The sequence below is a fragment of the Sphingomonas sp. BL-S-30 genome (assembly GCF_055521475.1).
In genome coordinates, this window is sequence record NZ_CM145481.1 from 3767423 (window position 1) to 3791691 (window position 24269).

Below are 24269 nucleotides of genomic sequence, written 5' to 3' on the forward strand. Positions count from 1 at the left end.
CGCGGGCGGGCGGCCCCTCTGGCCGTGAGATGGGGAATGATCATGATCGAACTTTCGCGCCGCCGGCTGCGCCGCGGCCACGCTTATGCCGTTCTGATGGCCTCGGCCGCGCTGGCCGCGCTCGTGCCGGCCGCCGCGCAGGCCCAGACGGCTCAGGTCCAGACGGCCGCTGTCGGCCCGGACGCCGTCGCCGTGGACAGCGGCGAGCCCGAGGACATCGTCGTCGTCGGCAGCGGCGCGACGCGATCGGTCCTCACCCTGCTGCCCTCGAACCTCGACGTGCTGCCGCCTGGCACCAGCGTCCAGAAAGCGCTGAACTTCCTGCCCGGCGTGAGCGCGCAGTCGATCGATGCGCTCGGCGTCAACGAACAGTCGCTGTCGCTGCAGGTGCGCGGCTTCAACACCACGCATCTCGGCTACACGCTGGACGGCATGCCGCTCGGCGATGGCGCCTATAATAATTACAACGGCCTCACCATCAGCCGCGCGCTGATCTCCGAGAATCTCGGCCGCGCCGATCTCGCCACCGGCATCGCCGGCCTCGCCATCCCCTCGACCAGCAATCTCGGCGGCGCGCTGACCTATTTCAGCAGCGATCCGCACAAGGAGATGGGCATCGCGGCCAACGGCACCATCGGCAGCGAGGACAGCCGGCGCGCCTTCGTGCGCGTCGACACCGGCGAGCATGGCGGCTTCTCGGCCTATCTCTCCGGCCAGTATAGCGAGCAGAAGCTGTTCGTGAACCAGGGCGCCTATAACAAGTCGACCGGCAAGCAGCTCAACGCCAAGCTGAAATATGCGTTCGACGGCGGCACGATCACGGCCTTTGTCGACCTGTCGCGCACCAACCAGGCCGACGATGCCTATCTGTCGAAGGAAATGCTCGGGCGGCTCGGCTGGGACTGGGGCGGCTATGCGCCGAACTGGCAGGCCTATGTCGACCGCGCCTATTGCTCGGTGACAGCGCCGACCGCGCCGACCAAATGCGTGGATTCGACGCTGCCCGAAAAGCGCGCCGACGTCACGTTCACGAACGGCCAGATCCTGCGCAACGACAATCTCTATTACATCGCCGGCGATTTCAGCCTGACCAGGAATCTGAGCGTGCGCGGGCAGATCTATCACCATACCGACAAGGGCGCCGGCAATAATTTCATCACGGCCTGGTCGACTCAGGGCACGACCTCGACCGCGGACGACCTGCCGGTGCAGATCCGCGACACGCGCTACACCATCGACCGCACCGGCGCGATCGGCAGCCTGAGCTGGCAGCTCGGCTTCAACCAGCTCGAGGCCGGTTTCTGGGTGGAGGACAATGTCAGCAGCGCCGCGCGCTATATCTGGACCAACGTCACCGGCCCGTTCAGCCTGGCGAAGTTCCTGCAAGGCCAGCCGGATACCGCGCAATGGGTGCAGCGCACCACCTGGAAGACCGAGCAATTCTACGTCCAGGACACGGTCAGGCTGTTCGACGACGCGCTGAGCGTCGATTTCGGCTTCAAGAGCACCTACGCGAAGTCCGATGCCGAGGCGATGCGCGGCATCGCCAAGGCGGCACCGCCGGCGTCGAGCCAGTTCGCCAGCGGCACGCTGGTCGCCAAGGACAATTTCCTGCCCGAAGTGGGCGTGCGGTGGAAGATCGCGCCGGGCCATGAGGTGTTCGCCAGCTATGCGGAAAACATGGCGATGTATCAGGGCGGCTTCAAACTCGGCCCGCAATCGGTGTCGCAGGCGGTGTGGGACGTGCAGGGCAAGACGCTGAAGCCGGAAACCTCGAAGAGCGTCGAGGGCGGCTATCGCTTCGTCAGCGGCCAGCTCCAGGCGTCGCTGACCGGCTATTATGTGAAGTTCGAGAACCGCCTGCTGCAGTACAACCCCTGCCCGACCAACCAGCAGCAGAATCCGGGCTGCGGCAATTCCTTCCACAATGCCGGCAGCGTCACCAGCAAGGGCGTGGAGCTTGGCGTGCTGTGGAAGCCCACGCCGTGGCTGAGCTGGTACAATTCGGCCTCGTACAACAAGTCGACCTATGACCAGGATCTCAACTGGTGCACCACCACCTGCGTGATCAAGGCGACCGCGGGCAAGCAGCAGGTCGATACGCCCAAGGAAATGCTGTCGAGCGTGGTCAGCGTGAAATATGCCGGCTTCTTCGGCTCGGTGCAGGGTAAATATACCGGCCGGCGCTATTACACCTATACGAACGACCAGAGCTTTGCCGGCTACACCACCGTCGATCTGGGCGTCGGCTATGATTTCGGCAGCCATGGCCCGCTGAAGGGCGCCAAGGTGTCGCTCAACGTCACCAACCTGACCGACAAGCGTTATGCGTCGAATTTCGACAGCAGCGTGTTCGCGCCCGACGATGCGACCGGCACCATCCTGGTGTTCCACTCGTCTGCGCCGCGCCAGGTGTTCGGCACGATCAGCGCCGCCTTCTGAGGTCGGCTGCCCCGGCTCTTCCTTGCGGGGAAGAGCCGGGCCGCCCCCTCAGGCGTCGGCCGCGCGCGCCGCCATCGTCGCCCTGGCCCACCAGACCAGCTCGTCGAGCGCGGCGGTGGCGGACGGGATCAGGTTGGCCTCGATCGCCTCGATCGGCTGTTTGCCGAAATAGGGGTGGATCGCGATGAAGTCGCCGCCGCCGATATGGACGGCGCTTTTGGTCGAGACCATCTGCAGCTCGACGCCGATGCCGCGCAGATGCTCTACCGCGCGGGTGGCGCCGGTGCCGCCATAGCCGATCGCGGTGAAGGGCTTGCGGTTCCATTCCTTGTACGCCTGGTCGAGCGCGTTCTTGAGCACGCCGGTGAGCGAGTGGTTATATTCGGCGACCACGAAGATATAGCCGTCATAGCGCCCGATCGTCTCCTGCCAGCGCACCGCTTCGGGGTTCTGGCTCGGCGCCCAGAGGTTGGACATGGCTTCGTCGAAAAAGGGCATGGGATGGTCGCGCAGGTCGATCAGCTCGACCTCGATGTCGTCGCGCGCCTGGGCCTGTTTGAGCATCCACTGCGCGGGCGTCTCGGCAAAGCGCGTCGGGCGCGTCGAACCGATGATGAGGGCGATCCGGGGCTTGGCAGTCATGGTACCTCGCAGTAGGTGGTTTCCTGAGGTAACCTGATTACGTAGAGTGATCGTTACTGAGAAGGAGGCACCTTGGCGATACCAGCTAACCCGGCGGAAACCGCCCTGGCCTGCGATGCGGGACACGGCGCGGCCTGCGAGCACATCAGCCGGACGCTGGCGCGGACCAGCGACAAATGGTCGATGCTGGTCGTGCGCGTGCTGGGCAGAGGCCCCTGCCGGTTCAACGCGCTTCGGCGCGAGATCGGCGAGATCAGCCAGAAAATGCTCGCCTCGACGCTGCGCGATCTGGAGGAACATGGCTTCGTCTCGCGGACCGTGACGCCGGTGACGCCGCCCCAGGTGGAATATGCGCTGACCGATCTGGGCCGCGAGTTTCTCGTGCCGGTCCGGGCGCTTGCCGAATGGGTGATGGTGAATACGCCGCGCATGGACGCGGCCCGGGCGGCCTATGCGATCCGGCGCGCCAGCGCGTAGTAGGGCGGGAAAGACACCATGATGAAACGACTCCTGACCCTGGCGCTCGCCCTGGCCGCCCTGCCGCTGGCCGGCTGCATCACCGTGCCGCCCGCTTATGGCCCGGTCGCGGGCGATTGCACCGGCCAGACCGCCGATCCCGCCACCGCGCAGGGGCCAGTCTATTTCGTCGCCACCGGCATGCCCGCCTGCCGGGCGGATCAGCCGCTTTCGCTGTCGGTCGAGCGGGGCAGCTTCCGCCCCTATGGCGCGCCGGCCATCGAGCCGATCCGCTATGGTTTCGCCACGCCGGGCACGCCGACCTTGCCCAATCTCAAGCTGTCGGCCGACGCGGCCTGGCATGACAGGCTGCGGCGCGATCTCCAGGCGCCGCCGCGTCGGATTCTGCTCTATGTCCATGGGTACAACAATACCGTGGCGGAGGCGCTGTCGCAGGCCGACCAGATCGCCATGGCCGCGCGTTTCGACGGGCCGGTGGTGGCGTTCCTCTGGCCGTCGCAGCATACGATCGCGAAATATACCTGGGACGAGGAGAATGCGCGCTGGACCCAGGCCTATTTCGATACGGTGCTGGCCGATCTCGCGGCGCAGGCACCCGAGCTGGTGCTGGTGGCGCATTCGATGGGCAACCAGATCGCGATCGACGGGCTGCGCCATCTCCAGTCGCTGTCGCAGAAACCCGGCGCGCCCGATCTCGCGGCGCGGGTGAAGATCCTGGTGCTTGCGTCACCCGATATCGACCGGGAGCTGTTCGACCGCGACATGGCGCCCGACGTGGTGCGGCCGGGGCGGCGCGTCGCCCTGTTCGCCTCGGGCAAGGACCTGCCGCTGCGCAGCAGCTGGGCCGTGCACGGCAATCCGCGCGCGGGCGATGTCGGCTGCACCTTCCGCCTGCGCCGGCGCAAGGGGCCGCTCATCGCCGAGCCGCGCTGCTATCCCGATCCGCGCGGCGCACCGGGCGAGCTGACCGTGATCGACGGGACCGACATTCCCGGCAGGCCGCTGGGCCATAGCAACCATATCGACACGCCCGAAGGCCGGGCAGTGCTGCGCCAGTTGCTCGCGCCTGGCGCAAGGCCGCTGCCGGCGGAGAAGGGCGTGATGACGCTCCACATCGCCAGCCCGCCCGATTGCGCGAGCGGGCCGAGCCGACTGGGACTCGAGCGCGCGATCGCGCGGTGCGCGGTGAAGAAGTGATGGCGAGGGGCGAGCATCGCTACGCCGGCGGACTGGCCCTAGCCCCTGAACTTAAGTCGTTCGATAAATATCTAGATTTCGTCATGCTGAACTCGTTTCAACATCCAACGCTCCACAAGCGAGGGCATTGGTTATTGCACATTGGATGCTGAAACGAGTTCAGCATGACGGCAGGTTTATAATAAGACGAACTTTGGGTTCAGGACACTAGCACTTGGTGAACTGGCCCTTTTTCGGCCCGGAGGCGAAGTGGCATTTGCCCTTGGCGTCCTTCGTCACGCCGCCGGCGGCGGCATGCGCGGTCGGGCATTTCACGAACTTGCCCTTCGCGTCCTTGCACGGCGCGGCGAGCGCGGGGGTGCTGGAGAGCAGGGCGAGCGAGGCGATGGCGAACAGTGACGTGCGGATCATGACATTCCTCCTGCCGATCTGGTCGGCTGCTGAGGACGCTAGGCCATAGCGAGCGCCCGGGCGGTGACGGCGGCATGACAAAGGCGTCATGGCATGCCAACGAACCGCCCGGAGCGAAGGGCGATCTCAGGGTTCCAGCGCGCAATCGTTGAGGATCGTGGTGCCGGCCAGTGCTTGCACGCCACCGCACGATACCGTGATCGCCATGCCCTTCGCCAGGGGAGCAAGGCGCTCGCGATAACCTCGCGGGAAGTTGACGATCATGTGGTTGAAGCGCGACCGCCCCTCGAGCGACAGCGCCGGGGTCGGGCCGGGCGTGACCATCGTCGCGATGATGCCCGAGACGCGGACAGGACCGTCATAGCGCAGCGCGGCGCCGCGCGGATCGCTGAAAAAGGCGGAATCCAGCGCCGCCGCGGTGGTGAAGGTGGGGGTGAAGGGCGGCGGCGTGGTCAGCCGGTCGGCATCGCGGCGCGCGGCGTCGACCGCGCGCTCCGGCTGGGCCGGGCTATCGGCCACCGCGCCGTCTGCCGCTTCTTGCCCGCGATCGGACGCGCCGTCCGCGCCGGGCGCGGCCGCCTGTTGCTGTTCGTTGCCGGCGATCGGGCGCGTACCCTCGCGCTGGCTCCATAGTAGATAGCCGATCACCAATATGGCGAGCACGATGACGAGCGGCAGGATCAGCCGCGCGCCGCCCCCCGCCGGCGCGACCATGGGTGCGAGCGGTTCGGGTCGGGCATACCCGGATGCGGGTGGGGGTGTGGCAGCCGCATCGTCCGTCGATGCGCCGCATTTGGCGCAGAAGCGCGCGCCGTCGGGAAGCTGGGAACCGCATTGGCTGCAAAAGGCCATCGTCGCTCTCCTCGCAGTGTCGCCGTTATGGCTGTCACGACGCACGGCCGGCGCGGATCGTTCCCCGGCACGAACCGGCGACACCCCCGCCGCGGATCGCCGATTCGCCCCGGACGCGACGTAATGCCCCTTCGCGGCGATGAGTCGAGCTTCAATTAATCACCGTTCATTTGACGTTAATTGAACAGTGATTAATTTAAGGCCGTGGCACAGGACGCCGCGAAAGGCCGCCCGTCGGCGGCCCGAAAAGGAGAACGACCATGAAGCCCAGCATCATCCTTGGCGCGATTGCCGCCATGACCGCGATGGCCAGCCAACCGGCCGCCGCCTATCCGATCAAGACCACTGGGCGCACGCTCGCCAGCCCGCAACTCGCCGTCGATGTGCTCCGCCAGATCTCGGCCTATTCCAGGGCGACCGGCGGCTGCTCCTTCGTCTTTTCGGCGCATATGCAGGTGATGCCGCGCGGCTATGCGCCGGTCGCGCCGACCATGCCGGCCGTCGCTCGTGGCGGCCATTTCGAGGAGTGGACGGTCAATGCCTGTGCCGCCAAGCAGCGCTTCCAGATCGCGCTGTGGCCGTCGCCGCGTGGCGGCACCGATTTTGCCGTGACACCGCTCACCGGCCGCATGCCGCTCCACAGCTACTGAGCCCCGGACGCGGTTCGTACGTTATACGCTTGCTGAAAACGGGAGACTAATCATGTTGAACAGGATCAAGAGCACCGTCGCGCTGGGCCTGGCCCTGGCCGCCCTGGCCCCGACCGCTGCCGCGGCCAAGCCGTTGCCCGAATGGTATGGCCGCTATGTCTGGGAGGAACCGCTCGGCCGGGTCGGCGGATCGTCGCCGACGGACAGCATCGCCATCTTCGTCACCTACACGCTGGCGCTCGGGCCGGGCAACGGATCAACCAGTTGCCTGCTGCGCGGCGAGGGATATCAGACCAACCGGCAGATGCAGTGTACCGCAACGCCGCAGGGCAATTCCGTGATCATCAAATTCTACAAATTCGGCCCCGACAATATGGGTGGCGGCGGCTATGCCCTGGGTGCGCCGCTGTTCACCATGACGCGCGCGGGCGGCGGGATCGTCACCCAGTTGCAGGCGCTGAGCCCGTCGAGCGACGCCACGCCGCGCCGTGGCCGGTTGTTCCGGCGGACCGGCTGATCCACCATCACCACGCGGGACGTCCGCCGGCCACGCGCCGGCGGGCGTGGCCGCCCATCGACAAAGGGGGAAACCGACCTTGGGCCGACGCTTCGATCACAGCCGGGAAGAATTGTACGAACTGATCCTCGGCGCCGGGGACACGCTGATGGCGGAGGTCGGGTACGCCGATTTCTCCGCGCGCGAGGTGGCGAAGCGGATCGGCTATTCGATCGGCACGATCCACAATGTGTTCGGCAATGTCGATGGACTGGTCACCGCGATCAGCACGCGCACCTTCGGTGAATGGGCCGATACGCTCGAGGCCAGCCTGGCCGAGGCGCGCGCGCAGGACGACCGGATCGCCGCGCTGGTCGAGGCCTATTTCCGCTTCGCCCGCGACAATCCCCGCCGCTGGGCCGCGATTTACGACCACCGGCCCGCCGCCGAGACGATCACCCCCGCGCAGCACGAGACCCGCGGGCGGCTGATGCGCATCGTCGTGGCCGAGGTCGCCGCTGCGCTCGGCCGTGCGCCCGACGAAGCGATCGGCACGCTGGCGCGATCGCTCGTCGCCACGGTGCACGGCCATTGCAGCTTCGCGATTACCGGATCCTGGGCCGCGATGGGACAGACGGATGTGGAGGCCGTCGCGCTCGCCCGCGTGCGGGAGAGCATCGCGGCGGCATTGGTGGGACAGGGCGCTGCCCCCGACAGCTAGAGAGGTTGAGCCATGACGCGCACCGCACCGCTTCGCCCGGCCGGGATCGGGCCGATCGACCGCTTTGCCGGGATCGCCCCGCAATTCGACTGGACCGGAAAGGACTATCATTATCGCCGCGACGGGTGGGGAGCGCCGATCCCGGTGACGGTCGCCGAGCGCGACACGTTCGTCCGGGCAGGCCGGCACTCCCTGCTGCTGCACCTTGCCGCCATGGCACTCGGCATTCTGGCGGCGGTGCTGCTCGCGGCACGGTTCGACCCAGAGGGGGCCGCCTGGATTCGCGCGGGGATCGGGGCGATCATCGTGTCCGCCATTGGCCTGGCCCTGTATCGATCCCATGTCTGGTCCACCCGCGCGCCGGCGCGCGCGCTGGTCAATCGCCGCCCGGTCGGTCCACCCGGCGAGGTCGATGTCGCGCGCTGGCCGGGTTACGGGACAATCCTTCTCGGCGTCTTCGCGGTGATCGTGACCGCCTCGACGCAGACGGCGTCAACGCCGAGTTCGGCCGTCGTCTTCTCCATCGTCGCGATCGTCGCCGGCGTCACGGTCGCCATCATGAAATGGCGGTTCGAGCGCGTCCTGACACCGGCACAGCGGGAGCGGGCGGCGCAGTGGCGCGAGGCGGAGCGTATGCGCAGCCGATCGTCCCATGGATGGGGAAAGACCCTCGTCCTGCTGCTGTTCCTGCTCGTCGAGCTCGCCCTGTGTCTCGCCATCTTTATCGGCGTCAAGACGGCAAGTATCGGCATTGCCGGTTCGAGCTGGGACGACCCGGCCGCCGCCCCCTTCCTGATCGGTTTCCTGCTGGCGGGGGTCGGCATCGTGCTGGCCTTGTGGCCCCTGGAAAGCCTGTGCAAGCGGCTGACCGGGGCGAAGGCGCTCGAGGCGTTCAACGGCTTTCCGTTCTGATCCGGCGCGCGGCGGGGCTAGCCAACCTCAGCCGCAGCGGTCGTCCAGCCCAGGCCGGGGATGGTGATCGATCGCTTCCCCGACAGGTCGACGCGGGTCACGAAGATGTTGCGGCCCTCGATATAGCTCATCACCCGCCGCGCGCGGCCGAGCGAACTGGTGCCATAGGTGCGCGCGACCTCCTCGTCGCTCGGGCAGGGTTCGCCCTCGCGCGCGGCGCGGGCGACGAGCAGGAAGGCGCCGAGCATGTCGTCGGGCAGGTCGCCCGCCTGCTCCAGCGCCTGCTGCCATTCTCCGTCGAGCCGGTCGAAGATGCCGGCGCGCGCCGCGGCGAGGCGGCGGGCGAAGGCGGACGGGTCGAGCGGGCTGCGCTTCACCCCGGCCATGCGGCAGCGGACCTGGAAATCCTGGAACAGCACCGCGGCACTGCGGAGCGTCGCCTCGGGATCGTCCATGATCGCGCGGAGCACCTGGACAGTGACCTCCTCCAGCTCCTCGGGCGATTGCTCCGGCGCGCTGTCATGCTCGCGCGGCGGCGTGGCGGCGAGATCCTGCAGCAGCTGGGCGGCGGGCGGCGTACGCGGCGCGGGCGAGACGCCAGGCGGGAGCAACGGGAACAAGGTGCTCGCCGGCTCCTCGATGCCGTCGCGCAGGAAGGTCATCATGTCGTCGGACGGAGCCTGGGGCAGCGGCGTCAGCACCGGGCTGGAGCTGCGCGCGCTGGTTTCCACCGCGCCGATCTTCACCATCACCGGCCGGCGCGAAATCGCGGGGCCGAGACCGAGGAACGTGCCGCGCGAGAGATCGCGGATCGATTCGGCCTGGCGGCGCTCCATGCCGAGCAGGTCGGCCGCGCGCGCCATGTCGATGTCGAGGAAAGTGCGGCCCATCAGGAAATTGCTCGCCTCGGCCGCGACATTCTTGCTGAGCTTGGCGAGGCGCTGGGTGGCGATGATGCCGGCCAGCCCGCGCTTGCGCCCGCGCGACATCAAATTGGCCATGGCGGACAGCGAGGCGCGGCGGACCTCCTCGCTCACCTCGGCGCCGGCGGCGGGGGCGAAGATCTGCGCTTCGTCGACCACGACCAATGCCGGGTACCAATGTTCGCGCGGGGCATCGAACAGGCCGTTCAGAAAGGCGGCGGCGCAGCGCATCTGCCCTTCCATCTCGAGCCCCTCGAGGCTCAGCACCACCGACGTGCGGTGCTCGCGGCAGCGCGCGGCGAAGCGGGTGATCTCGCCCACCGCATAATCGACGGCCTCGATCGCCACATGACCGTACGGCGCGAGGGTGACGAAATCGCCTTCCGGATCGATCACGATCTGCTGCACCTGGCCGGCGCTGCGCTCCATCAGCCGGCGGAGCAGATAGGATTTTCCCGAGCCGGAATTGCCCTGGACGAGCAGACGCGTGGCGAGCAGCTCCTCCAGATCGACATGGACCGATTTGCCCGAGCCGTCCGTGCCCATATCTACCTGAAACGTCATGCGCTGCCCTTGGCGGATCGGAGTGCGCCAGGGCAAGTGCTTAGCGGTGGGCCGCGCCCGTCCGGCCCGGGAGAGGACGCCTGCACGACCGACCAATCCCGATCTGACCGCCCTCCAAACGGAACCATCCGCCCGCCTCGACTATTATGACGGCCTGAAGCGCGGGGGCGACAAACGGAGTGTTGCCATGAACGCGAAGATCATCGGCGCGGCGCTTGCCGTGACGGCCATGATGTCGGCCTCGCCGGCGCTGGCCAGCAAGCGCGATACCGCCCGAACCACGATCGCCGCCGCCGAGGCCAAGATCAGCATGAACGACAAGACCCCGATGGACGGCCGCGCGGCCGACATCCAGGCACGGGCGAGCGCAGCATTGGCCGAGGCCCGGCTGCAATGGAGCCTGAGCAAGGAAGACAAGACCATCGCGGCGGCGACCGAGGCGAGCGCGCTGGCCGATCTGGCTGCCGCGACTCAGCAGAAACAGGCCGCGCAGGACGAAGCGCATGCGCAGGAAACCGCGCTGGCCCCCGTGCCGCCGGCGCCCGTACCGCAATAAGCGTTTCCGGGCTTCAGGCTTATCCCGATTGAGGAGACAGAGTGATGCGTACCCTAATGATGACGCTGATGGCCGGTGCCGCGATGGCCGTGGCCACCCCGGCCTTTGCCGACAAGACCGACCGCATCGTGGTCGACCAGTACCGCGCCAAGATCGAGGCGGCGCGCGCCGACCCGCTCGTCGCCCGGTACGGCGCGGCCCAGCTTGACGAGGCGACGGCATCGCTGCCCGCGCTGGCCGACGATCTCGACAAGGACAAGGCGGAACGGGCGCGCGCCTCGATCGTGCGGATCGATGCGCTGATCGCCGCCGCGCGCGCCAATGCGCAGACCGCGATCGCCAAGGACCGCGCGGCCAATGCCGCCGTCGCGAACCAGCAGCGGCTGGCCGAGAGCCAGTCCCAGGCGGAGCAGGCGCGGGCCGATGCCGCGCGCGCGCAGCAGGATGCCGCCGTGGCTCAGGCGGATGCGGCGAAGGCGCAGGCCGATGCCGAGGCCGCACGCAAGCAGCTGGCGGATCTTCAGCTGAAACAGACCGCTTTGGGCGCGACGCTGGTACTGCAGGACGTGGTGTTCGAGACGGGCAAGGCCGAGCTGAAACCCGGCGCCGAAGCGCGGCTGCGGCCGCTTGCCCAATATCTGCAGACCAATACCGCGGTGAAGATCCGCATCGACGGGCATACCGACGCGCAAGGGTCGGACGCGTCCAACCAGCAGCTGTCCCAGGCGCGTGCCGCAGCGGTGCGCACCGCGCTGAGCGGCATGGGCGTCGATGGTGCACGGATCGAAGCGGTCGGGCACGGTGAAAGCGAGCCCGTCGCCGACAACAAGACGGCGCCGGGCCGCCAGCAGAACCGCCGTGTCGAGATCACCCTGGTGGGGCAGCAGCTCGGCCAGGCGGTGGCCGCTACGCCGCAATAACGCTCAAGGGAGAGGGCCGTTAGCGCGAGAAGATCGACGCGCGGCCTTCTTCCCCGGCGGAATGGAAGAAGCGGAGCGCGGCCTGCGTCACCGCGGTCGTGTTGGCGCCATGCGCAAACGCGAGATCGCCCATTACGAGCATGAAAATGGCGGCGAGCACGAACTTCATGCCGTGCAGTCTACCCGCAAGAGATTAACGAATCCTCCACGCCAGGCTCAACGCGGCACGACGCGCTCGCGGATCCACAGCGCGACGGCCTCCGCGGCAGTGATCGGGATCATGTGGCCGCCATCGATCATCGTCAGCGCGACTCGGGGCACATCGGCCGCGATCCGGGCGCCGTGGATCGCCGGGTCGAGAATCCGGTCGTCCCTGCCAAACAGAATCGCGACCGGCACGGCGAGATCGCCATAGCGCGCCGCTAGCGCCGCCATGTCGGCGCGCGCGGCGGCGAGATCGGTCGAGGCGGCGTGGAAGGCGCCGGGACGCAGCACGAGCTGGCCGCCGCCGAGCGTGGCGAAGTCGGGCGGAACCGGCTCAGGCGCGAACACCGCCACCGCGCCCCTGCTGCCCGACAGCAGCCCTACCGGCGTGGCCAGCGTCCAGGCGACGGCGCGGCGCAGCGCGGGCGACGCGATGGCGATACCACGGAACGCCGCCGGCACCTCGTCCTGCGGCTGAATCAGCGGGGCGATCAGGGCGAGGCCGCCGACCTTGTCAGGATGATCGAGCGCCAGAGCGAGCGCCACCGCGCCGCCGAGCGAATGGCCAACGACCAGCGGCGATTCGAGGTCGAGCGAGTCGATCAGTCCGGCGATCAGCCTGGCCTGGGCCGCGATGGCGGCCGAGGGCGCCGCGGCGGAATAGCCCGAGCCGGGACGGTCAACGAGAATCACGCGGTGATCGGCGACGAGTCGGTCAGCCAGGGCATAGCCGAAATTGCGCATCTGCCCGCCGAGCCCGTGAATCATCACGATGGCCGGGCCATGGCCACGATCGGCATAATGCAGGCGCACCCCGTCGATGATGACGAACTGGCCGTCGGGCGGCACGTCGCGCTCGATGCGGCGCGTGGCGGCGCGCGAGAACAGCGCGAGCCCGCCGACCAGGGCCGCCGCGCCCGCCGCGACGGCGGCGGCTATCACTGGCGCATTGCGCCGGGGCATCGGCCGATCGACATGATGACTCTCCTGGCGCTTCATGGCCGCACCATCCTTTCACAGCCGCCCGGCTCTGTCACGTGCGGCGGGCCCTTCGGGAACTACCGAATCCCCGCGCCGTTCGCGCGCGCCAGCCTTGATCCGGAATATACCGCGCCCATATACAAATCACTGTTCAACAACGGAAAGGAGGTGGTCTGATGTCTCATTGTCGTAAGCCGGCCACGGCGAATCATGTGAGCATGACCTCCAGCGCGGGGGCGTCGCGCGCCTGATTTCCAGCCGTGACCGGCTGACAATGGAAAGGCCGCCCCGAAAAGGGCGGCCTTTTTTATCCCCGCTCCCCGTCAAGACACGGTAGAAGTAAGACTTTTAACACCGGATCGGTGCATAGCGTAAACCATGATGGGGATGGGGGAAGCATATCGGGCAATGGCCCGGCTGCGGTTTGCGCTGGCCGCCATGGTCGTCGCGTGCTGGTCGATTCCGGCCAGCGCCGAGACATTGAAGCTCAACGCCCCGTTGTGCCACGCCGTCTCCACGCAACGCCTGGCCGATAACGGGCTGTCGTCGCTGCGTTTCGCCTGTGACGGGGCGCCCGCCGGCTATCAGGATGAGAGCCTGTGGCTGCGCGCCGACCTCACCCGCCTGCCGGACGATCGCAACGACATGGTCTTGATGGTCCATCAATCCCGTTTCGACCGGCTCGCCGTCCTGTTCTCCTATGCCGACGGCGCCGCGCAATGGCAGCAGGTGCGCAGCGGCGATTATGGATCGCACTGGCGCGCGGGTGGGCAGATCGCCTTCGAGGCGCCGGTGCGGAACGCGCCGCTCGTCGCGGTGACGATGCGGTTCGACAAGCTCGCCAGCCACCATCTGCTGCGTATCCGCCTGCTGAAACGCGGCGATAGCGGCGTCCAGTCCGCCGCGCTGGGCGCGGTGATCGGTGCGGCGCTGACGCTGTTGCTGATCGGCATGATCTACAATCTGTCGCTTGCGCTCGCCGTGCGGCGGCAGTTCCTCGCCTGGCAGGGCGCCTGGGCGGGGTGTATGCTGCTCTGGGGACTGATCTGGTCGGAGATGCATCTGATCGCGGTCCCCGGCATGGCCGGCACGGTCTCCGCGCAGATCTGCACGTTCCTCGCCTGCCTGGCGTTGACCCTGGCGACGGTGACGGTCGTCACCTCGTTCGACGATCGCGCCCTGCCGCGCTGGGCGGGACGATCGACGCTGGCGCTTGGTGTCGCCGTCGGTGTGCTCGGCGTGCCGCTTGCGCTTATCCGCAGCGCGGCGATCGACCTGTTCGGGAACGTCATGGACGTGCTCATCCTGGTCGATCTGGTGCTCGTCACTGCCTGTCTGACCTGGGCCTGGCGGCGCGGCAGCCGTGAGGCGCGCGACTTTGCCTGGGCATGGGCGCTGCCGATGGCGACCCTTGCCTTTATCCAGTTCGTGAATGTCGAGGACGCCTTCTGGGGTGGCGGTTCGAAGATCATCGTGCTGCTCGCCGCGGCATGGCAGACATTGTGGCTGTCGCTGGCCGCGAGCCGGCGGTTCGCCCATTTCCGCATCGAGCGCGACCATGCGCGTGCCGCGGAAGCGCTGGCGAACGAGCTGGCGCGGCGCGATCCATTGACCGGCCTCCGCAACCGGCGCGGATTCCTCGAGACGATCGAACCGCTGCTCGAACAGGCGCGGGCGGATATGATGCCGGTCGCCCTGCTGCTGATCGACATCGACCGGTTCAAGTCAGTCAACGACGCCCATGGCCATGAGTCGGGCGACAGGGTGCTGCGCTGCATCGCCGAGCGGCTCGAACGCTGGGAAGGGCCGATGTGCGCGGTGGCCCGGCTGGGCGGCGAGGAGTTCGGCCTGATGATCGCGGGGATCGAGGGGTTCGCGCTCGCCTGTTTCGCTGACGGCGTGCGGCTGGAGATCGCGGCATGCGACCATGGCGGGGCGATCGGCGATCGCATCGTGACGGCCAGCATCGGCGTCGCGGAAACCCAGGCGCCGGGCGATTTTCAGCAGCTCTTCCGGCTGGCGGACCGGGGTTTATATGCCGCGAAACAGCAGGGCCGCGACCGGGTGGTGGTACGCCGCTTCACGGCGATGCCGACCGACGCGCCCAAGACGCCAGGCGTGCTGCGGGCACCCTATTAGGGCCGCCCCGCCAACGGCTATTCCCCGCGACACATTCGCGGCTAAACCTCCGGCATGCCACCGCGCGTGAAAATCTTCTTCGACGGCGGATGCCGGCCGGGCGGCATGGAAACCGCGGTCGTGATCGGCGGCAGGGCGCATATCCAGCGCGATCTCGGGCCGGGCACGGGCATGGAGGCCGAATGGCTTGCCCTGATCCGCGCGGTGCGCCTGGCGCGGGAGCTTGGCCTGGCTGACCCGCAATTCCTCGGCGATTCGCTCGCGGTGGTGAACCAGGCCAATGGAGAGGCGAAGTGCCGGGGCGCCCATATCGGCCATCTAGACGCGTTTCGCAGTCTTGCCCCCGCGGCGCCGCGCATCCGGCATATCAAGCGCTCGCAGAATCTCGCCGGCATCGCGCTCGCCCGGTTGCACGCGTGATCCTCTACAGCTTTCGCCGCTGCCCCTATGCGATGCGGGCACGCATGGCGTTGCTGGCGAGCGGGGCGCCTTTCGAGATTCGCGAGATCGTGCTGCGGGACAAGCCGGCGGCGATGATCGCGGCGTCACCCAAGGCAACCGTGCCGGTGCTTGTCCTGACCGATGGGCAGGTGATCGACGAAAGCATCGATATCATGCGGTGGGCACTTGGGCGCGCCGATCCGGAGGATTGGCTGGCCGGGGACGATGCCGCGCTGATCGGTAGTTTTGACGAACAGTTCAAGCATCATCTCGATCGGTACAAATATGCCGACCGGCACGATGCCGACCCGATCCGGCATCGTCGCGCCGGACTGGGCATGCTGCACGAGCTGGAGGAGCGGCTGGAGGACAGCAAGAACCTGTGCCGAGAGGCGCGGTCATTGGCCGATATCGCGATCTTTCCGTTCGTGCGGCAATTCGCCTCGGTCGACCGGGTCTGGTTCGACGCGCAGGCGATCCCGCAGGTGCGGGACTGGCTGGAACGGCACACCAGCTCGGCGCTGTTCGAGCGGGCGATGGTGCGACTGAAAGCCTGGACGCCCGGCGACGCGCCGGTCATCTGGTCATGAAGTGTCACAGCTTCGCAACATGAGGATCCGATAGGGCGAGCATGATTAAGAACGACACCAGCCTCACCCGCCGCGCGGTTCTTGCCGGGGCGGGCGGATCGGCCGCGCTGATATCGGTCGGCGCGCGCGGGGCGCAGCGCCTGCCGCAGGGACTGTTCTCGCTCGGCATCGCCTCGGGCGATCCTGCCGCCGATGGTATCGTCTTGTGGACGCGTCTGGCCCCGGAACCGATGGCCGGCGATGGCGGGATGCCGCCGGTCGCGGTGCCGGTGCGCTGGGAAGTGGCCGAGGACGAAGCGTTCGCCCGCATCGTGCGATCGGGCACGGCCCGCGCCGAGCCGATCTGGGGCCATGCCATGCATGTCGAGGTGACCGGCCTGCGCCCGGCCTCGCGCTATTTCTACCGCTTCATCGCCGGCGGCGAGAAGAGTGCGGTCGGGCGCACCCGCACTGCGCCTGCGCCCGGCGCGGCGGTGGACCGGTTGCGCCTCTGTTTCGGGTCCTGCCAGAAATATGAGGCGGGGTTCTATGCCGCCTATCGCCACATGATCGACGAGGATCCCGACCTGATCCTGTTCCTGGGCGACTATATCTATGAAGGCGCGCCCAACAAGAAGGACGCGGTGCGGCTCCACCGCAATGCGGAACCGGAAGACCTGGCCGGATATCGGGTGCGTTACGCCACCTACAAGCTCGACCCGCTGCTGCAGGCTGCGCACCAGGCGGCACCCTGGGTACTGACCTGGGACGACCATGAGGTGTCCAACGATTATGGCAACGCGCGCGACGCCAACAACAGCGACCCCGCCAGGGTCCTGCTCCGCCGCGCCGCCGCCTATCAGGCTTATTACGAGCACCAGCCGCTACGCGCCGCGACGCGCCCGCACGGGCCGGACATGCAGCTGTATCGCACGCTCGACTGGGGCCGTCTCGCCCAGTTCCAGATCCTCGACGACCGACAATATCGCGGCCTGCCCGCCTGCCAGCCGCCCGGCCTGGCAGAGGCGCACCAGCAATATCTGAGCCTGGTCACCGCCTGTCCCGAACTGGCCAATCCGGACCGCTCGATGCTGGGCCGCCGCCAGGAGCGCTGGCTCGACGACCGGCTGGGCACCACCCGCGCGACCTGGAACATCCTCGCCCAGCAGACACTGATGCATCAGCAGGCGCGGATCGACGAGGACCATCCCGAACGCGGCCGCCAATATCCGGCCGATACCTGGTCGGGCTTTCCCGCGGCGCGCGACCGCATCTTCCGGCGCTGGGTCGAGGCGGGCACCAGTAATCCGCTGGCGCTGGGCGGTGACATCCACGCCTTTGCCGCCGCCGAGATCCGCGATCCGGCCAAGCCCGACGGTCCGCCGATCTCGGCCGAGTTCGTCGGTGGATCGATCACCTCGCTGATGCACGACCCGAGCCTGAAGGCGCTGGCCGGCGAGAACGGCATCGGCTTCACCGAGAATGAGGTGCGCGGCTATGGCCGGGTCGAGCTGACGCCGACCGGCGGCAGCGTGACCTTTCGCGGCCTGACCGACAGCCGCAGGGAGGATTCGGCGATCAGGGACATTGCCCGCTTCGCGCTCGACCCGCGCCAGCCCGGGCTTCACAGCTCCCTGTCATAAGGGCCAAAGGCGCCGGGGCGTCGATTCAAACCTTGTCCCACCTCCCCTATTCCGCACTGCATGTGCACGCCCAAGCCCCCCAAGCCGCAAACCATTCCCGAGCGCCAGGCGCTCAAACTGCCCGATGGCGGCGCCACCGCGCCGCGCGTCGAGGATGATGTTCGCCGACGACGCGCGATGATGGCGTCGGTGTTCCAGGGCATGCTCGGCCAGGGATCGGGACCGTCGACCACGACGGTGTTGGGAGGCTGATGATGGCCCCTGCCCTCCCCCGCTCCGTGAAGGAACGCTGCAACCGGCGCCTTTCCGCGCTGAAGGCGGCGCGCCAGCCCTATGAGGCAGAATGGGCGGACATCGCGAGATGCGCGCAGCCTTCGCGCTCGCGGTTTCTCGCCTCGGAAAACAATCGCAATTTCAGGCGAACCAATGCCGCCATCTTCAACGGACACCCGATCCTGAGCTTTCGCACCCTGACCGGCGGTATGACGAGCGGGCTTTCCTCGCCGTCCCGGCCATGGTTCCGGCTGACGCCGTTCGACACCGACCTCGCCGGAGACGGCGCGGTGAAAAACTGGCTGAGCGAGGTCGAGCGGCGGATGTACGACTTCCTCGCCGGCACCAATTTCTACGGCGCGGTGAAGGCCGGCTATGCCGAGATGGGGCTGTTCGGCACGGACGCCTGCGTGATGGTCGAGCATGACCGCGAGGGCGCGGTGTGCCATACGCTGACCGCGGGCGAGTACTGGATTGCGCTGAGCGACGCGATGGTGCCGGATACGCTGTATCGCCGCTGCTCCATGTCGGTGCATCAGCTCGTCCAGTCCTTCGGACTGGAGCATGCCAGCGATTTCGTGCGCAATTGCCACGCCAATGGCCGGTATGACGAGCAGATTCCGGTAGTCCAGGCGATCGAACCGAATGACGAGCGGGTGCCGGGCGTGATGACCGCGCGCGGCAAGCCCTGGCGATCAGTCTATTGGGACGAGAATGACGGACGCGCCGATCGGGTGCTGCGCGTTTCCGGTTATGAGGAGCAACCCTTCTGGGCACCGCGCTGGGACACGATCGGGGGTGATACCTATGGCACGTCGCCCGGCTTCGACGCCCTGCCCGACATGCGCGAGCTTCAGCTCCAGACCAGGCGCAAGACCCAGGCGACCGAGTTCCTGATCAGCCCGGAGAAGATCGTGCCGGCGACGGTCAAGCTGACCGGCAGGGCAGGCAATATCGTGTCCGCCAGTGCGATCGATGCGGCGGGGGTGATCGTGCCCTACACGATCAACCCGTCGGCGATCGGCGCGATCAATGAGGACGTCATGCGCTGTACCGAAGCGATCGACCGGCTGACCTATGCCGACCTGTTCATGGCGATCACCAACATGGACGGCATCCAGCCGCGCAATGTCGAGGAGATCGCCAGCCGCAACGAGGAGAAGCTGACTCAGCTCGGCCCGGTGATCGAGCGCGTCAACAACGAGAAGCTCGAGGTGGCGATCGACCGGACCTTCGGCATCATGTCGAGGCGGGGTCTGCTGCCGCCGGCGCCCGAGCATCTCCAGGGGCAGGCAGTGAAGGTCGATTTCGTGTCGATCCTCGCCCAGATGCAGCGAATGGTCGGGCTCGGCCAGATCGAGCGGACGGTGGCATTCGTGGGCAATCTGGCGGGGCGCTTCCCCGAGGCGGCGGACCGGCTCGATGTCGATGCGATCGTCGACGACTATGCCGATCGCGCCGGGGCGCCGCCCCGGATCATCCGTTCGGTCGAGGACGCCGGCACGCTGCGCCAGGGCCGCGAGCAGGAAGCGCAGATGGCGAAGATGGCCGCGATGGCCGGGCCGGCCAAGGACGGCGCGGCGGCGATGCAGATGCTGGGGCAGATGGGCGCACAGGCTGGGCCGGCTGGGCCTGGGCCTGGGCAGTAGCGCCAAGACCTCGTCACCCCGGATTTGTTCCGGGGTCCACCGGTCCGCATGCACCACCACCCGAGGCTCTGGCGGCACCATGGACCCCGGAACAAGTCCGGGGTGACGGCTGGGGGTTGAGAAGTGTCGAACCTCACTGCCCCTCACCCTTCCCTCTCCCACAGGGGGAGAGGGAGAAAAGCGAGCGCTCCCCATGATCGAAAAGACCGACAAGCTCATCCTGCTCGAAAGCGCGCCGTTTCGGCGGTTCCTGCTGTCGCTCGTGCAGCGCGCCGGGGTGTTCGACACCACCGCGAATGTCGCTGACGGGCGGCACCTCTATCTCGAGGGCCGGCGCAGCCTCGCGCTCGAGATTCTGCGCGATTTCGACGCCGCACAACCGGTCGCCCTGCCGGACGGAATCCCCGCGGCGACCTTGATTCAAACATTGCACGAACTGGCGCATTCGATGCGCAAGGAGAATGTCCTTGAACCACGAAACATCTACGCAGAACTCGGAGACGATGCCGCCTGAGGCGGACAACGGCTTCGACGATTTCGAGCCTTCCGCCCTTGGCGATGATTTTGCCGATGGCGGGGAAACCCTTCCGGAAGAGGATGACGGCGAAACGCCCGACGCCGATGCCGGCATTCCCGACCAGTATCAGCTCACCGCGCCCGAGGGCCTGACGCTCGACCCCGTCGCGATCGAACTGGCGACGCCGGTGTTCCGCGACCTCGGCCTGTCCAACGACCAGGCCAACAAGCTGATGCCGGTGGCGGGGCAGTTCGCGCAAGGGTTGCTCGACCGGCACCAGCGCCAGGTGCTCGGCCAGGTCCAGGCCGAGCGCAAGGCGTGGCTCGACAGCGCGCGCAACGATCCGGAGATCGGCGGCCAGCACTGGTCGACGACGATCGGCACCGCGGCCAAGGCGCTCGACGCGCTCGGCTTCGGCAAGGGCAGCGCGTTCCGCACGCTGCTCGACGAGAGTGGCCTCGGCAACCACCCCGAGATGATCCGCGCCTTTCAGCGGGTCGGCAAGGCCATCGGCGAGGACGGCTTCGAACGCTCGTCGGGCATCCATCATTCGAAGCGAGACAGGGCGGAGACGCTCTACCCCGAAGACACACCCAAAGGAGGGTAAGACATGGCGACCATCGGCAATTCATTCCTCAACCTGATCGATCTCTACAAGGGCGCCGGCGGCGCCGACGGCCAGCTCGGCGAAGTGGTCGAGGTGTTGCGGCAGCTCAACCCGATCATGGAGGACGCGGTGACCGCGCCCTGCAACATGGGCACCGTCCACCGCCACACCATCCGCACCGGCCTGCCCGATGTGGCCTGGGGCCGGCTCTACCAGGGCATCCCCCAGTCCAAGTCGACGACCCAGCAGGTCGACGATACCACCGGCTTCGTCGAGGGTCTGTCGACCGTCGACACCCGGCTGCTCGAAATCTCCGACAATCCGGGCGGCGTGCGCCTGTCCGAAGGCCGCGCCTATCTCGAGGCGATGGCGCAGGAGGTGTCGCGCGGCTTCTTCTACCACAACACCACGACCACCCCGGAGCGGTTCAAGGGCCTGGCCGCGCGCTATTCGGCGCTCGGCGGCGGCGGCGCGGGCGGCCAGATCATCAATGGCGGCGGTGTCGGTTCGGACAATACCTCGATCTGGTTCGTGACCTGGGGCGACGACTATACGACCCTGATCCACCCCAAGGGCACCAAGGCCGGCGTGACGCGCGAGGACAAGGGCGAGCAGCGCACGAGCGACGGCAACGGCAATATCTATTATGTGAAGGAGGAGCTGTTCCGCCAGCATATCGGCGTGGCGGTGCGCGACTGGCGCTACAATGCGCGCATCGCGAACATCGACGTGTCGAACGTGGCCGCCGGATCGGTCGACCTTTACGGCCTCATGCGCCAGGCCTGCTACAAGTTGCAGGGCCGACGCGCGGCCAAGATGGCGTCGAACGTCGCGGCGCAGGGCCGCACCGTCATCTACATGAACCGCGACATGCTGCAGGCGCTCGACGCGGCCGGCACCAATGCGTCGAACGGCGCGCTGATGCTCAAGCCGATGGAGCTGCAGGGCGAGGAAGTGCTGTCGTACCGCGGCATGCCGATCCGCGAGACCGATGCGCTGAACAATGCGGAGAGCGTAGTTTCCTGATGCGCACCGCTTTCCTCCGTTCGTCCTGAGCTTGTCGAAGGACTGCCCTTCCTTCCGACGAGAAGAGCAGGGCTTCGACAGGCTCAGCCCAAACGGGAGGAGGGATGCCGATAAAGCCACGAACCACGCCATTCAGGAGAATAACCATGATCTACGACGCAAGCACCCTGTTCTCGAATGCCCAGGCGGTGACCGCCACGGCGGCCTCGACCAACATCATCGATCTCGGCGCGACCGGCACCGTGTTCGGCGCCGCCGCCGCCATCACCCGCGATGTCGGCAAGGGCAAGGAGGTCTCGATCCGCGCGAGCGTGGTCGAAAGCTTCAACAATCTGACCTCGCTCAGCATCGGCATCGAGACCGACGACAATGTCGGCTTCGCCACGCCCAAGACGGTATGGACCTCGCCCGCCTATACGCTGGCGCAGCTGGCGGTCGGCGCGACCCTGTTGCTTCCCGACGAGCTGCCGGTCGGTACCGACGAGCGCTATCTGCGGCTCAAATACACGGTCGTGGGCACCGCGCCGACGCTGGGCAAGATCACCGCCGGGGTGACCGCGGGCAACCAGACCAACCCATGACCGGAGCACCGACCATGAAGCAGCCCTCCACCTATATCGCGCCGCACATCGTCTATACCGGCGGCGAACTCTACCGGCCTGGCCAGCCCTTCACCACCGATGCGCCGCCGGGCGCCGCCTGGGAGCTGGTGAGCCCGGCGAAGAAATACGCCGGCGCGGCGAAAGCCGAGCGCGAGGAAAACACGCAGTGAGCCTGTCGCGGGGACGGTGATCCAGGCCGTTCCCGCGACGAAATACGCGCTGGTCGCTTGGTCGATTCTTGAGCGCAACGACATTGTCGACACCCGCCATTTCCCGCACCCGGACGCGACTTCCTTTGCAGCCGGAGCACCCATGGCAACGCAACTCGCCCCTCGCGCGCCCATGAAGACACGCGAGTTCCACAACCATCATTTCGATTCCACGGCCTGGAACGACTTCGCGTTCCGCGACGACGACGTGGTCATCGCAAGCTATGGCAAGTCCGGCAGCACCTGGATGCAGCAGATCGTCGGGCAGCTGATCTTCGCCGGCGATCCGGAGGTGAGCGTATCGGACCTGTCGCCCTGGCTGGACCTGCGCGTGCCGCCCAAGGAGGCGAAGCTGGAGGCAGTCGAGGCACAGCAGCATCGGCGCTTCCTCAAGACGCACCTGCCGGTCGACGCGCTCGTGTTCAGCCCGCGCGCCAAATATCTCTATGTGGCGCGCGACGGCCGCGACGTGATCTGGAGCATGCACAACCACCATGCCAGGGCCAATGCCGCGTGGTTCGCGGCGCTCAACGACACGCCCGGGCGGGTCGGGCCGCCGATCCAGCGCGCCGACCCGGACATGCGCCAATATTTCCGCACCTGGCTCGACCATGACGGCGAACCTTTCTGGCCGTTCTGGGAGAATCTGCGCGGCTGGTGGGCGATCAAGGACCAGCCCAATGTGATGCTGGTCCATTTCGAGGATCTGAAGCGCGACCTGACGGGCGAAATGCGGCGCATCGCCGACTTTCTCGATATCCGGATCAATCCCGCGCACTTCCCGTCGATGGTCGAGCATTGCACTTTCCCATGGATGAAGGCGAACGCGACCAAGGCCGCGCCGCTGAGCGGCATCTTCTGGGACGGCGGGGCGGAGACCTTCATCAACAGGGGCTGCAATGGCCGCTGGCGCGATACGCTCAGCCTGCGCGACGTGATCGATTACGAGACGCGCAGCGTGGACGAACTTGGTCCGATCTGCGCGCGCTGGCTGGCCGGCGGCGTGCGCGCGGTCTGACGATCCATTCTCGGGCCCGACGGGCGGGTCGGGCGATTTCAGGGGCCCGACGGGCGGGCCGGGGCGTTGACCGATCATGAGCAACCGACCTGCCGCCCGCATCGTACCCCTCTTCCTCCCCCTGTTTCTGCTCGCGAGCTGCGGCGGCGCGGCAAGCAAGGACGAGCCGCCCGCCAATGCCGCCGGCTTCGTACCGCCGGGCGATGTCACCGCGACGCCGATGCCCGGCCAGACGCCCGAGACCTCGGCGACGGCCTATATCGGCAAATTCCCCAATGATCCGGTCGGTGGCGTGCTGTTCTTCGACCGCACCGATGTTTCCAAGGCCTTGCTCGACGCCGTGCACGACAATGTGACGCGCGCGCATTTCAGCGAATCCAGGGGACCTGAAAAGCCGATCTATGCGCGGGGCGGGAAGGTCGTCGCGGCGGGATGCGACGCGCAGGATTGCAGCGGGCGGAACTGGGCCTTTCTGTTCGATCCGGCGGCGAAGACGGGCGAGGCCTGTTACCACGACACCGCGACGATGCAGGATTCCAGCCGCTGGTTCTCCAACGGCGTCGCCCTGATGCGCGGCGGGATGTGCCCGATCGCCTGAGGCCGGACGAAGGCACCACTGGCAGAATCG

28 protein-coding genes are annotated in these 24269 nt (G+C 67.4%); 22 read left to right on the forward strand and 6 right to left on the reverse strand.

Features of this window, described 5'->3' with window-relative positions:
• Nucleotides 1–42 precede the first annotated feature (42 nt).
• Nucleotides 43–2442, forward strand: a complete 2400-nt coding sequence (locus ACZ1I5_RS17590) for a TonB-dependent receptor (protein ID WP_465170535.1) — start codon at nt 43–45, stop codon at nt 2440–2442.
• Between the two features lie 48 nt (nt 2443–2490).
• Here ACZ1I5_RS17590 and ACZ1I5_RS17595 read toward each other — a convergent pair whose 3' ends face one another.
• Nucleotides 2491–3084 carry an NADPH-dependent FMN reductase gene (locus tag ACZ1I5_RS17595; protein ID WP_465170536.1) on the reverse strand — a complete coding sequence of 198 codons (594 nt, stop codon included), beginning with the start codon at nt 3082–3084 and terminating at the stop codon, nt 2491–2493.
• A gap of 72 nt (nt 3085–3156) precedes the next feature.
• Between ACZ1I5_RS17595 and ACZ1I5_RS17600 the strand changes: the two genes are divergently transcribed.
• Both ACZ1I5_RS17600 and ACZ1I5_RS17605 read left to right on the forward strand, forming a co-directional pair.
• Nucleotides 3157–3561: a winged helix-turn-helix transcriptional regulator gene (locus ACZ1I5_RS17600; RefSeq protein WP_465170537.1), complete on the forward strand. Its 405-nt coding sequence runs from the start codon at nt 3157–3159 to the stop codon at nt 3559–3561.
• An 18-nt stretch (nt 3562–3579) separates the two neighbouring features.
• Nucleotides 3580–4758 (forward strand): alpha/beta hydrolase, encoded by a 1179-nt coding sequence (locus ACZ1I5_RS17605; RefSeq protein WP_465170538.1) that lies wholly within the window; start codon nt 3580–3582, stop codon nt 4756–4758.
• 207 nt (nt 4759–4965) lie between these two features.
• Here the strand turns inward: ACZ1I5_RS17605 and ACZ1I5_RS17610 are convergent, their stop codons facing one another.
• A complete protein-coding gene (locus tag ACZ1I5_RS17610; RefSeq protein WP_465170539.1) occupies nt 4966–5169 on the reverse strand; it encodes a hypothetical protein in 204 nt (67 codons plus the stop codon).
• 126 nt (nt 5170–5295) lie between these two features.
• Nucleotides 5296–6021 carry a zinc-ribbon domain-containing protein gene (locus tag ACZ1I5_RS17615; protein ID WP_465170540.1) on the reverse strand — a complete coding sequence of 242 codons (726 nt, stop codon included), beginning with the start codon at nt 6019–6021 and terminating at the stop codon, nt 5296–5298.
• Between the two features lie 260 nt (nt 6022–6281).
• On the opposite strand from ACZ1I5_RS17615, the gene ACZ1I5_RS17620 reads away from it, so the two are divergent.
• From ACZ1I5_RS17620 to ACZ1I5_RS17635, 4 genes are all read left to right on the forward strand, one after another.
• Nucleotides 6282–6671 carry a hypothetical protein gene (locus tag ACZ1I5_RS17620; RefSeq protein ID WP_465170541.1) on the forward strand — a complete coding sequence of 130 codons (390 nt, stop codon included), beginning with the start codon at nt 6282–6284 and terminating at the stop codon, nt 6669–6671.
• A 52-nt stretch (nt 6672–6723) separates the two neighbouring features.
• Nucleotides 6724–7188: a DUF5991 domain-containing protein gene (locus tag ACZ1I5_RS17625; RefSeq protein ID WP_465170542.1), complete on the forward strand. Its 465-nt coding sequence runs from the start codon at nt 6724–6726 to the stop codon at nt 7186–7188.
• Nucleotides 7189–7267: 79 nt separating this feature from the next.
• Complete coding sequence (locus tag ACZ1I5_RS17630) at nt 7268–7888, forward strand: TetR/AcrR family transcriptional regulator (RefSeq protein ID WP_465170543.1); 621 nt, start codon at nt 7268–7270, stop codon at nt 7886–7888.
• Between the two features lie 12 nt (nt 7889–7900).
• Complete coding sequence (locus ACZ1I5_RS17635; RefSeq protein ID WP_465170544.1) at nt 7901–8800, forward strand: hypothetical protein; 900 nt, start codon at nt 7901–7903, stop codon at nt 8798–8800.
• A 17-nt stretch (nt 8801–8817) separates the two neighbouring features.
• Here the strand turns inward: ACZ1I5_RS17635 and ACZ1I5_RS17640 are convergent, their stop codons facing one another.
• A complete protein-coding gene (locus ACZ1I5_RS17640) occupies nt 8818–10287 on the reverse strand; it encodes an ATP-binding protein (protein ID WP_465170545.1) in 1470 nt (489 codons plus the stop codon).
• A 187-nt stretch (nt 10288–10474) separates the two neighbouring features.
• Here ACZ1I5_RS17640 and ACZ1I5_RS17645 point away from each other — a divergent pair, with 187 nt between their 5' ends.
• Together ACZ1I5_RS17645 and ACZ1I5_RS17650 are read left to right on the forward strand one after the other, a co-directional pair.
• Nucleotides 10475–10843: a hypothetical protein gene (locus ACZ1I5_RS17645; protein ID WP_465170546.1), complete on the forward strand. Its 369-nt coding sequence runs from the start codon at nt 10475–10477 to the stop codon at nt 10841–10843.
• A 44-nt stretch (nt 10844–10887) separates the two neighbouring features.
• Nucleotides 10888–11763 (forward strand): OmpA family protein, encoded by an 876-nt coding sequence (locus ACZ1I5_RS17650; RefSeq protein ID WP_465170547.1) that lies wholly within the window; start codon nt 10888–10890, stop codon nt 11761–11763.
• Nucleotides 11764–11782: 19 nt separating this feature from the next.
• Here the strand turns inward: ACZ1I5_RS17650 and ACZ1I5_RS17655 are convergent, their stop codons facing one another.
• Together ACZ1I5_RS17655 and ACZ1I5_RS17660 are read right to left on the reverse strand one after the other, a co-directional pair.
• A complete protein-coding gene (locus tag ACZ1I5_RS17655) occupies nt 11783–11932 on the reverse strand; it encodes a hypothetical protein (RefSeq protein ID WP_465170548.1) in 150 nt (49 codons plus the stop codon).
• A 47-nt stretch (nt 11933–11979) separates the two neighbouring features.
• Nucleotides 11980–12966, reverse strand: coding sequence for an alpha/beta fold hydrolase (locus ACZ1I5_RS17660; RefSeq protein ID WP_465170549.1), 987 nt, complete (start codon nt 12964–12966; stop codon nt 11980–11982).
• 390 nt (nt 12967–13356) lie between these two features.
• On the opposite strand from ACZ1I5_RS17660, the gene ACZ1I5_RS17665 reads away from it, so the two are divergent.
• The 13 genes from ACZ1I5_RS17665 to ACZ1I5_RS17725 all read left to right on the forward strand — a co-directional run bounded on the left by ACZ1I5_RS17665 (nt 13357) and on the right by ACZ1I5_RS17725 (nt 24239).
• Complete coding sequence (locus ACZ1I5_RS17665) at nt 13357–15087, forward strand: GGDEF domain-containing protein (RefSeq protein WP_465170550.1); 1731 nt, start codon at nt 13357–13359, stop codon at nt 15085–15087.
• A gap of 54 nt (nt 15088–15141) precedes the next feature.
• Nucleotides 15142–15507, forward strand: coding sequence for a reverse transcriptase-like protein (locus ACZ1I5_RS17670; protein WP_465170551.1), 366 nt, complete (start codon nt 15142–15144; stop codon nt 15505–15507).
• On the forward strand, nt 15504–16118 hold the full coding sequence (locus ACZ1I5_RS17675; RefSeq protein WP_465170552.1) for a glutathione S-transferase: 615 nt from the start codon (nt 15504–15506) through the stop codon (nt 16116–16118). Before ACZ1I5_RS17670 ends, ACZ1I5_RS17675 begins: the two co-directional genes overlap by 4 nt.
• Nucleotides 16119–16159: 41 nt before the next feature.
• Nucleotides 16160–17740 carry an alkaline phosphatase D family protein gene (locus ACZ1I5_RS17680; protein ID WP_465170553.1) on the forward strand — a complete coding sequence of 527 codons (1581 nt, stop codon included), beginning with the start codon at nt 16160–16162 and terminating at the stop codon, nt 17738–17740.
• Between the two features lie 60 nt (nt 17741–17800).
• Nucleotides 17801–17992, forward strand: coding sequence for a hypothetical protein (locus ACZ1I5_RS17685; RefSeq protein ID WP_465170554.1), 192 nt, complete (start codon nt 17801–17803; stop codon nt 17990–17992).
• Between the two features lie 2 nt (nt 17993–17994).
• Complete coding sequence (locus tag ACZ1I5_RS17690; RefSeq protein WP_465170555.1) at nt 17995–19662, forward strand: portal protein; 1668 nt, start codon at nt 17995–17997, stop codon at nt 19660–19662.
• A 193-nt stretch (nt 19663–19855) separates the two neighbouring features.
• Nucleotides 19856–20176, forward strand: a complete 321-nt coding sequence (locus ACZ1I5_RS17695) for a Bbp19 family protein (protein ID WP_465170556.1) — start codon at nt 19856–19858, stop codon at nt 20174–20176.
• Entirely contained in the window at nt 20166–20786 is a 621-nt protein-coding gene (locus ACZ1I5_RS17700; protein WP_465170557.1) for a hypothetical protein, read from the forward strand. Before ACZ1I5_RS17695 ends, ACZ1I5_RS17700 begins: the two co-directional genes overlap by 11 nt.
• Nucleotides 20787–20789: 3 nt before the next feature.
• Nucleotides 20790–21812, forward strand: a complete 1023-nt coding sequence (locus ACZ1I5_RS17705) for a major capsid protein (protein WP_465170558.1) — start codon at nt 20790–20792, stop codon at nt 21810–21812.
• Between the two features lie 146 nt (nt 21813–21958).
• Nucleotides 21959–22393 carry a Bbp16 family capsid cement protein gene (locus tag ACZ1I5_RS17710; protein WP_465170559.1) on the forward strand — a complete coding sequence of 145 codons (435 nt, stop codon included), beginning with the start codon at nt 21959–21961 and terminating at the stop codon, nt 22391–22393.
• 14 nt (nt 22394–22407) lie between these two features.
• Complete coding sequence (locus tag ACZ1I5_RS17715; RefSeq protein ID WP_465170560.1) at nt 22408–22584, forward strand: hypothetical protein; 177 nt, start codon at nt 22408–22410, stop codon at nt 22582–22584.
• 172 nt (nt 22585–22756) lie between these two features.
• Nucleotides 22757–23641, forward strand: coding sequence for a sulfotransferase domain-containing protein (locus tag ACZ1I5_RS17720; RefSeq protein WP_465170561.1), 885 nt, complete (start codon nt 22757–22759; stop codon nt 23639–23641).
• 76 nt (nt 23642–23717) lie between these two features.
• On the forward strand, nt 23718–24239 hold the full coding sequence (locus tag ACZ1I5_RS17725) for a hypothetical protein (RefSeq protein ID WP_465170562.1): 522 nt from the start codon (nt 23718–23720) through the stop codon (nt 24237–24239).
• Nucleotides 24240–24269: the final 30 nt, after the last annotated feature.

Bases quoted from the DNA above. Each gene is read 5' to 3' on its own strand.
- ACZ1I5_RS17590 (WP_465170535.1), top strand. From the start codon at position 43: ATGATCGAACTTTCGCGCCGCCGGCTGCGCCGCGGCCACGCTTATGCC.
- ACZ1I5_RS17595 (WP_465170536.1), bottom strand. From the start codon at position 3,084: ATGACTGCCAAGCCCCGGATCGCCCTCATCATCGGTTCGACGCGCCCG.
- ACZ1I5_RS17605 (WP_465170538.1), top strand. From the start codon at position 3,580: ATGATGAAACGACTCCTGACCCTGGCGCTCGCCCTGGCCGCCCTGCCG.
- ACZ1I5_RS17610 (WP_465170539.1), bottom strand. From the start codon at position 5,169: ATGATCCGCACGTCACTGTTCGCCATCGCCTCGCTCGCCCTGCTCTCC.
- ACZ1I5_RS17615 (WP_465170540.1), bottom strand. From the start codon at position 6,021: ATGGCCTTTTGCAGCCAATGCGGTTCCCAGCTTCCCGACGGCGCGCGC.
- ACZ1I5_RS17620 (WP_465170541.1), top strand. From the start codon at position 6,282: ATGAAGCCCAGCATCATCCTTGGCGCGATTGCCGCCATGACCGCGATG.
- ACZ1I5_RS17625 (WP_465170542.1), top strand. From the start codon at position 6,724: ATGTTGAACAGGATCAAGAGCACCGTCGCGCTGGGCCTGGCCCTGGCC.
- ACZ1I5_RS17635 (WP_465170544.1), top strand. From the start codon at position 7,901: ATGACGCGCACCGCACCGCTTCGCCCGGCCGGGATCGGGCCGATCGAC.
- ACZ1I5_RS17640 (WP_465170545.1), bottom strand. From the start codon at position 10,287: ATGACGTTTCAGGTAGATATGGGCACGGACGGCTCGGGCAAATCGGTC.
- ACZ1I5_RS17645 (WP_465170546.1), top strand. From the start codon at position 10,475: ATGAACGCGAAGATCATCGGCGCGGCGCTTGCCGTGACGGCCATGATG.
- ACZ1I5_RS17650 (WP_465170547.1), top strand. From the start codon at position 10,888: ATGCGTACCCTAATGATGACGCTGATGGCCGGTGCCGCGATGGCCGTG.
- ACZ1I5_RS17655 (WP_465170548.1), bottom strand. From the start codon at position 11,932: ATGAAGTTCGTGCTCGCCGCCATTTTCATGCTCGTAATGGGCGATCTC.
- ACZ1I5_RS17660 (WP_465170549.1), bottom strand. From the start codon at position 12,966: ATGAAGCGCCAGGAGAGTCATCATGTCGATCGGCCGATGCCCCGGCGC.
- ACZ1I5_RS17665 (WP_465170550.1), top strand. From the start codon at position 13,357: ATGGCCCGGCTGCGGTTTGCGCTGGCCGCCATGGTCGTCGCGTGCTGG.
- ACZ1I5_RS17670 (WP_465170551.1), top strand. From the start codon at position 15,142: ATGCCACCGCGCGTGAAAATCTTCTTCGACGGCGGATGCCGGCCGGGC.
- ACZ1I5_RS17680 (WP_465170553.1), top strand. From the start codon at position 16,160: ATGATTAAGAACGACACCAGCCTCACCCGCCGCGCGGTTCTTGCCGGG.
- ACZ1I5_RS17685 (WP_465170554.1), top strand. From the start codon at position 17,801: ATGTGCACGCCCAAGCCCCCCAAGCCGCAAACCATTCCCGAGCGCCAG.
- ACZ1I5_RS17690 (WP_465170555.1), top strand. From the start codon at position 17,995: ATGGCCCCTGCCCTCCCCCGCTCCGTGAAGGAACGCTGCAACCGGCGC.
- ACZ1I5_RS17695 (WP_465170556.1), top strand. From the start codon at position 19,856: ATGATCGAAAAGACCGACAAGCTCATCCTGCTCGAAAGCGCGCCGTTT.
- ACZ1I5_RS17700 (WP_465170557.1), top strand. From the start codon at position 20,166: ATGCCGCCTGAGGCGGACAACGGCTTCGACGATTTCGAGCCTTCCGCC.
- ACZ1I5_RS17705 (WP_465170558.1), top strand. From the start codon at position 20,790: ATGGCGACCATCGGCAATTCATTCCTCAACCTGATCGATCTCTACAAG.
- ACZ1I5_RS17710 (WP_465170559.1), top strand. From the start codon at position 21,959: ATGATCTACGACGCAAGCACCCTGTTCTCGAATGCCCAGGCGGTGACC.
- ACZ1I5_RS17715 (WP_465170560.1), top strand. From the start codon at position 22,408: ATGAAGCAGCCCTCCACCTATATCGCGCCGCACATCGTCTATACCGGC.
- ACZ1I5_RS17720 (WP_465170561.1), top strand. From the start codon at position 22,757: ATGAAGACACGCGAGTTCCACAACCATCATTTCGATTCCACGGCCTGG.
- ACZ1I5_RS17725 (WP_465170562.1), top strand. From the start codon at position 23,718: ATGAGCAACCGACCTGCCGCCCGCATCGTACCCCTCTTCCTCCCCCTG.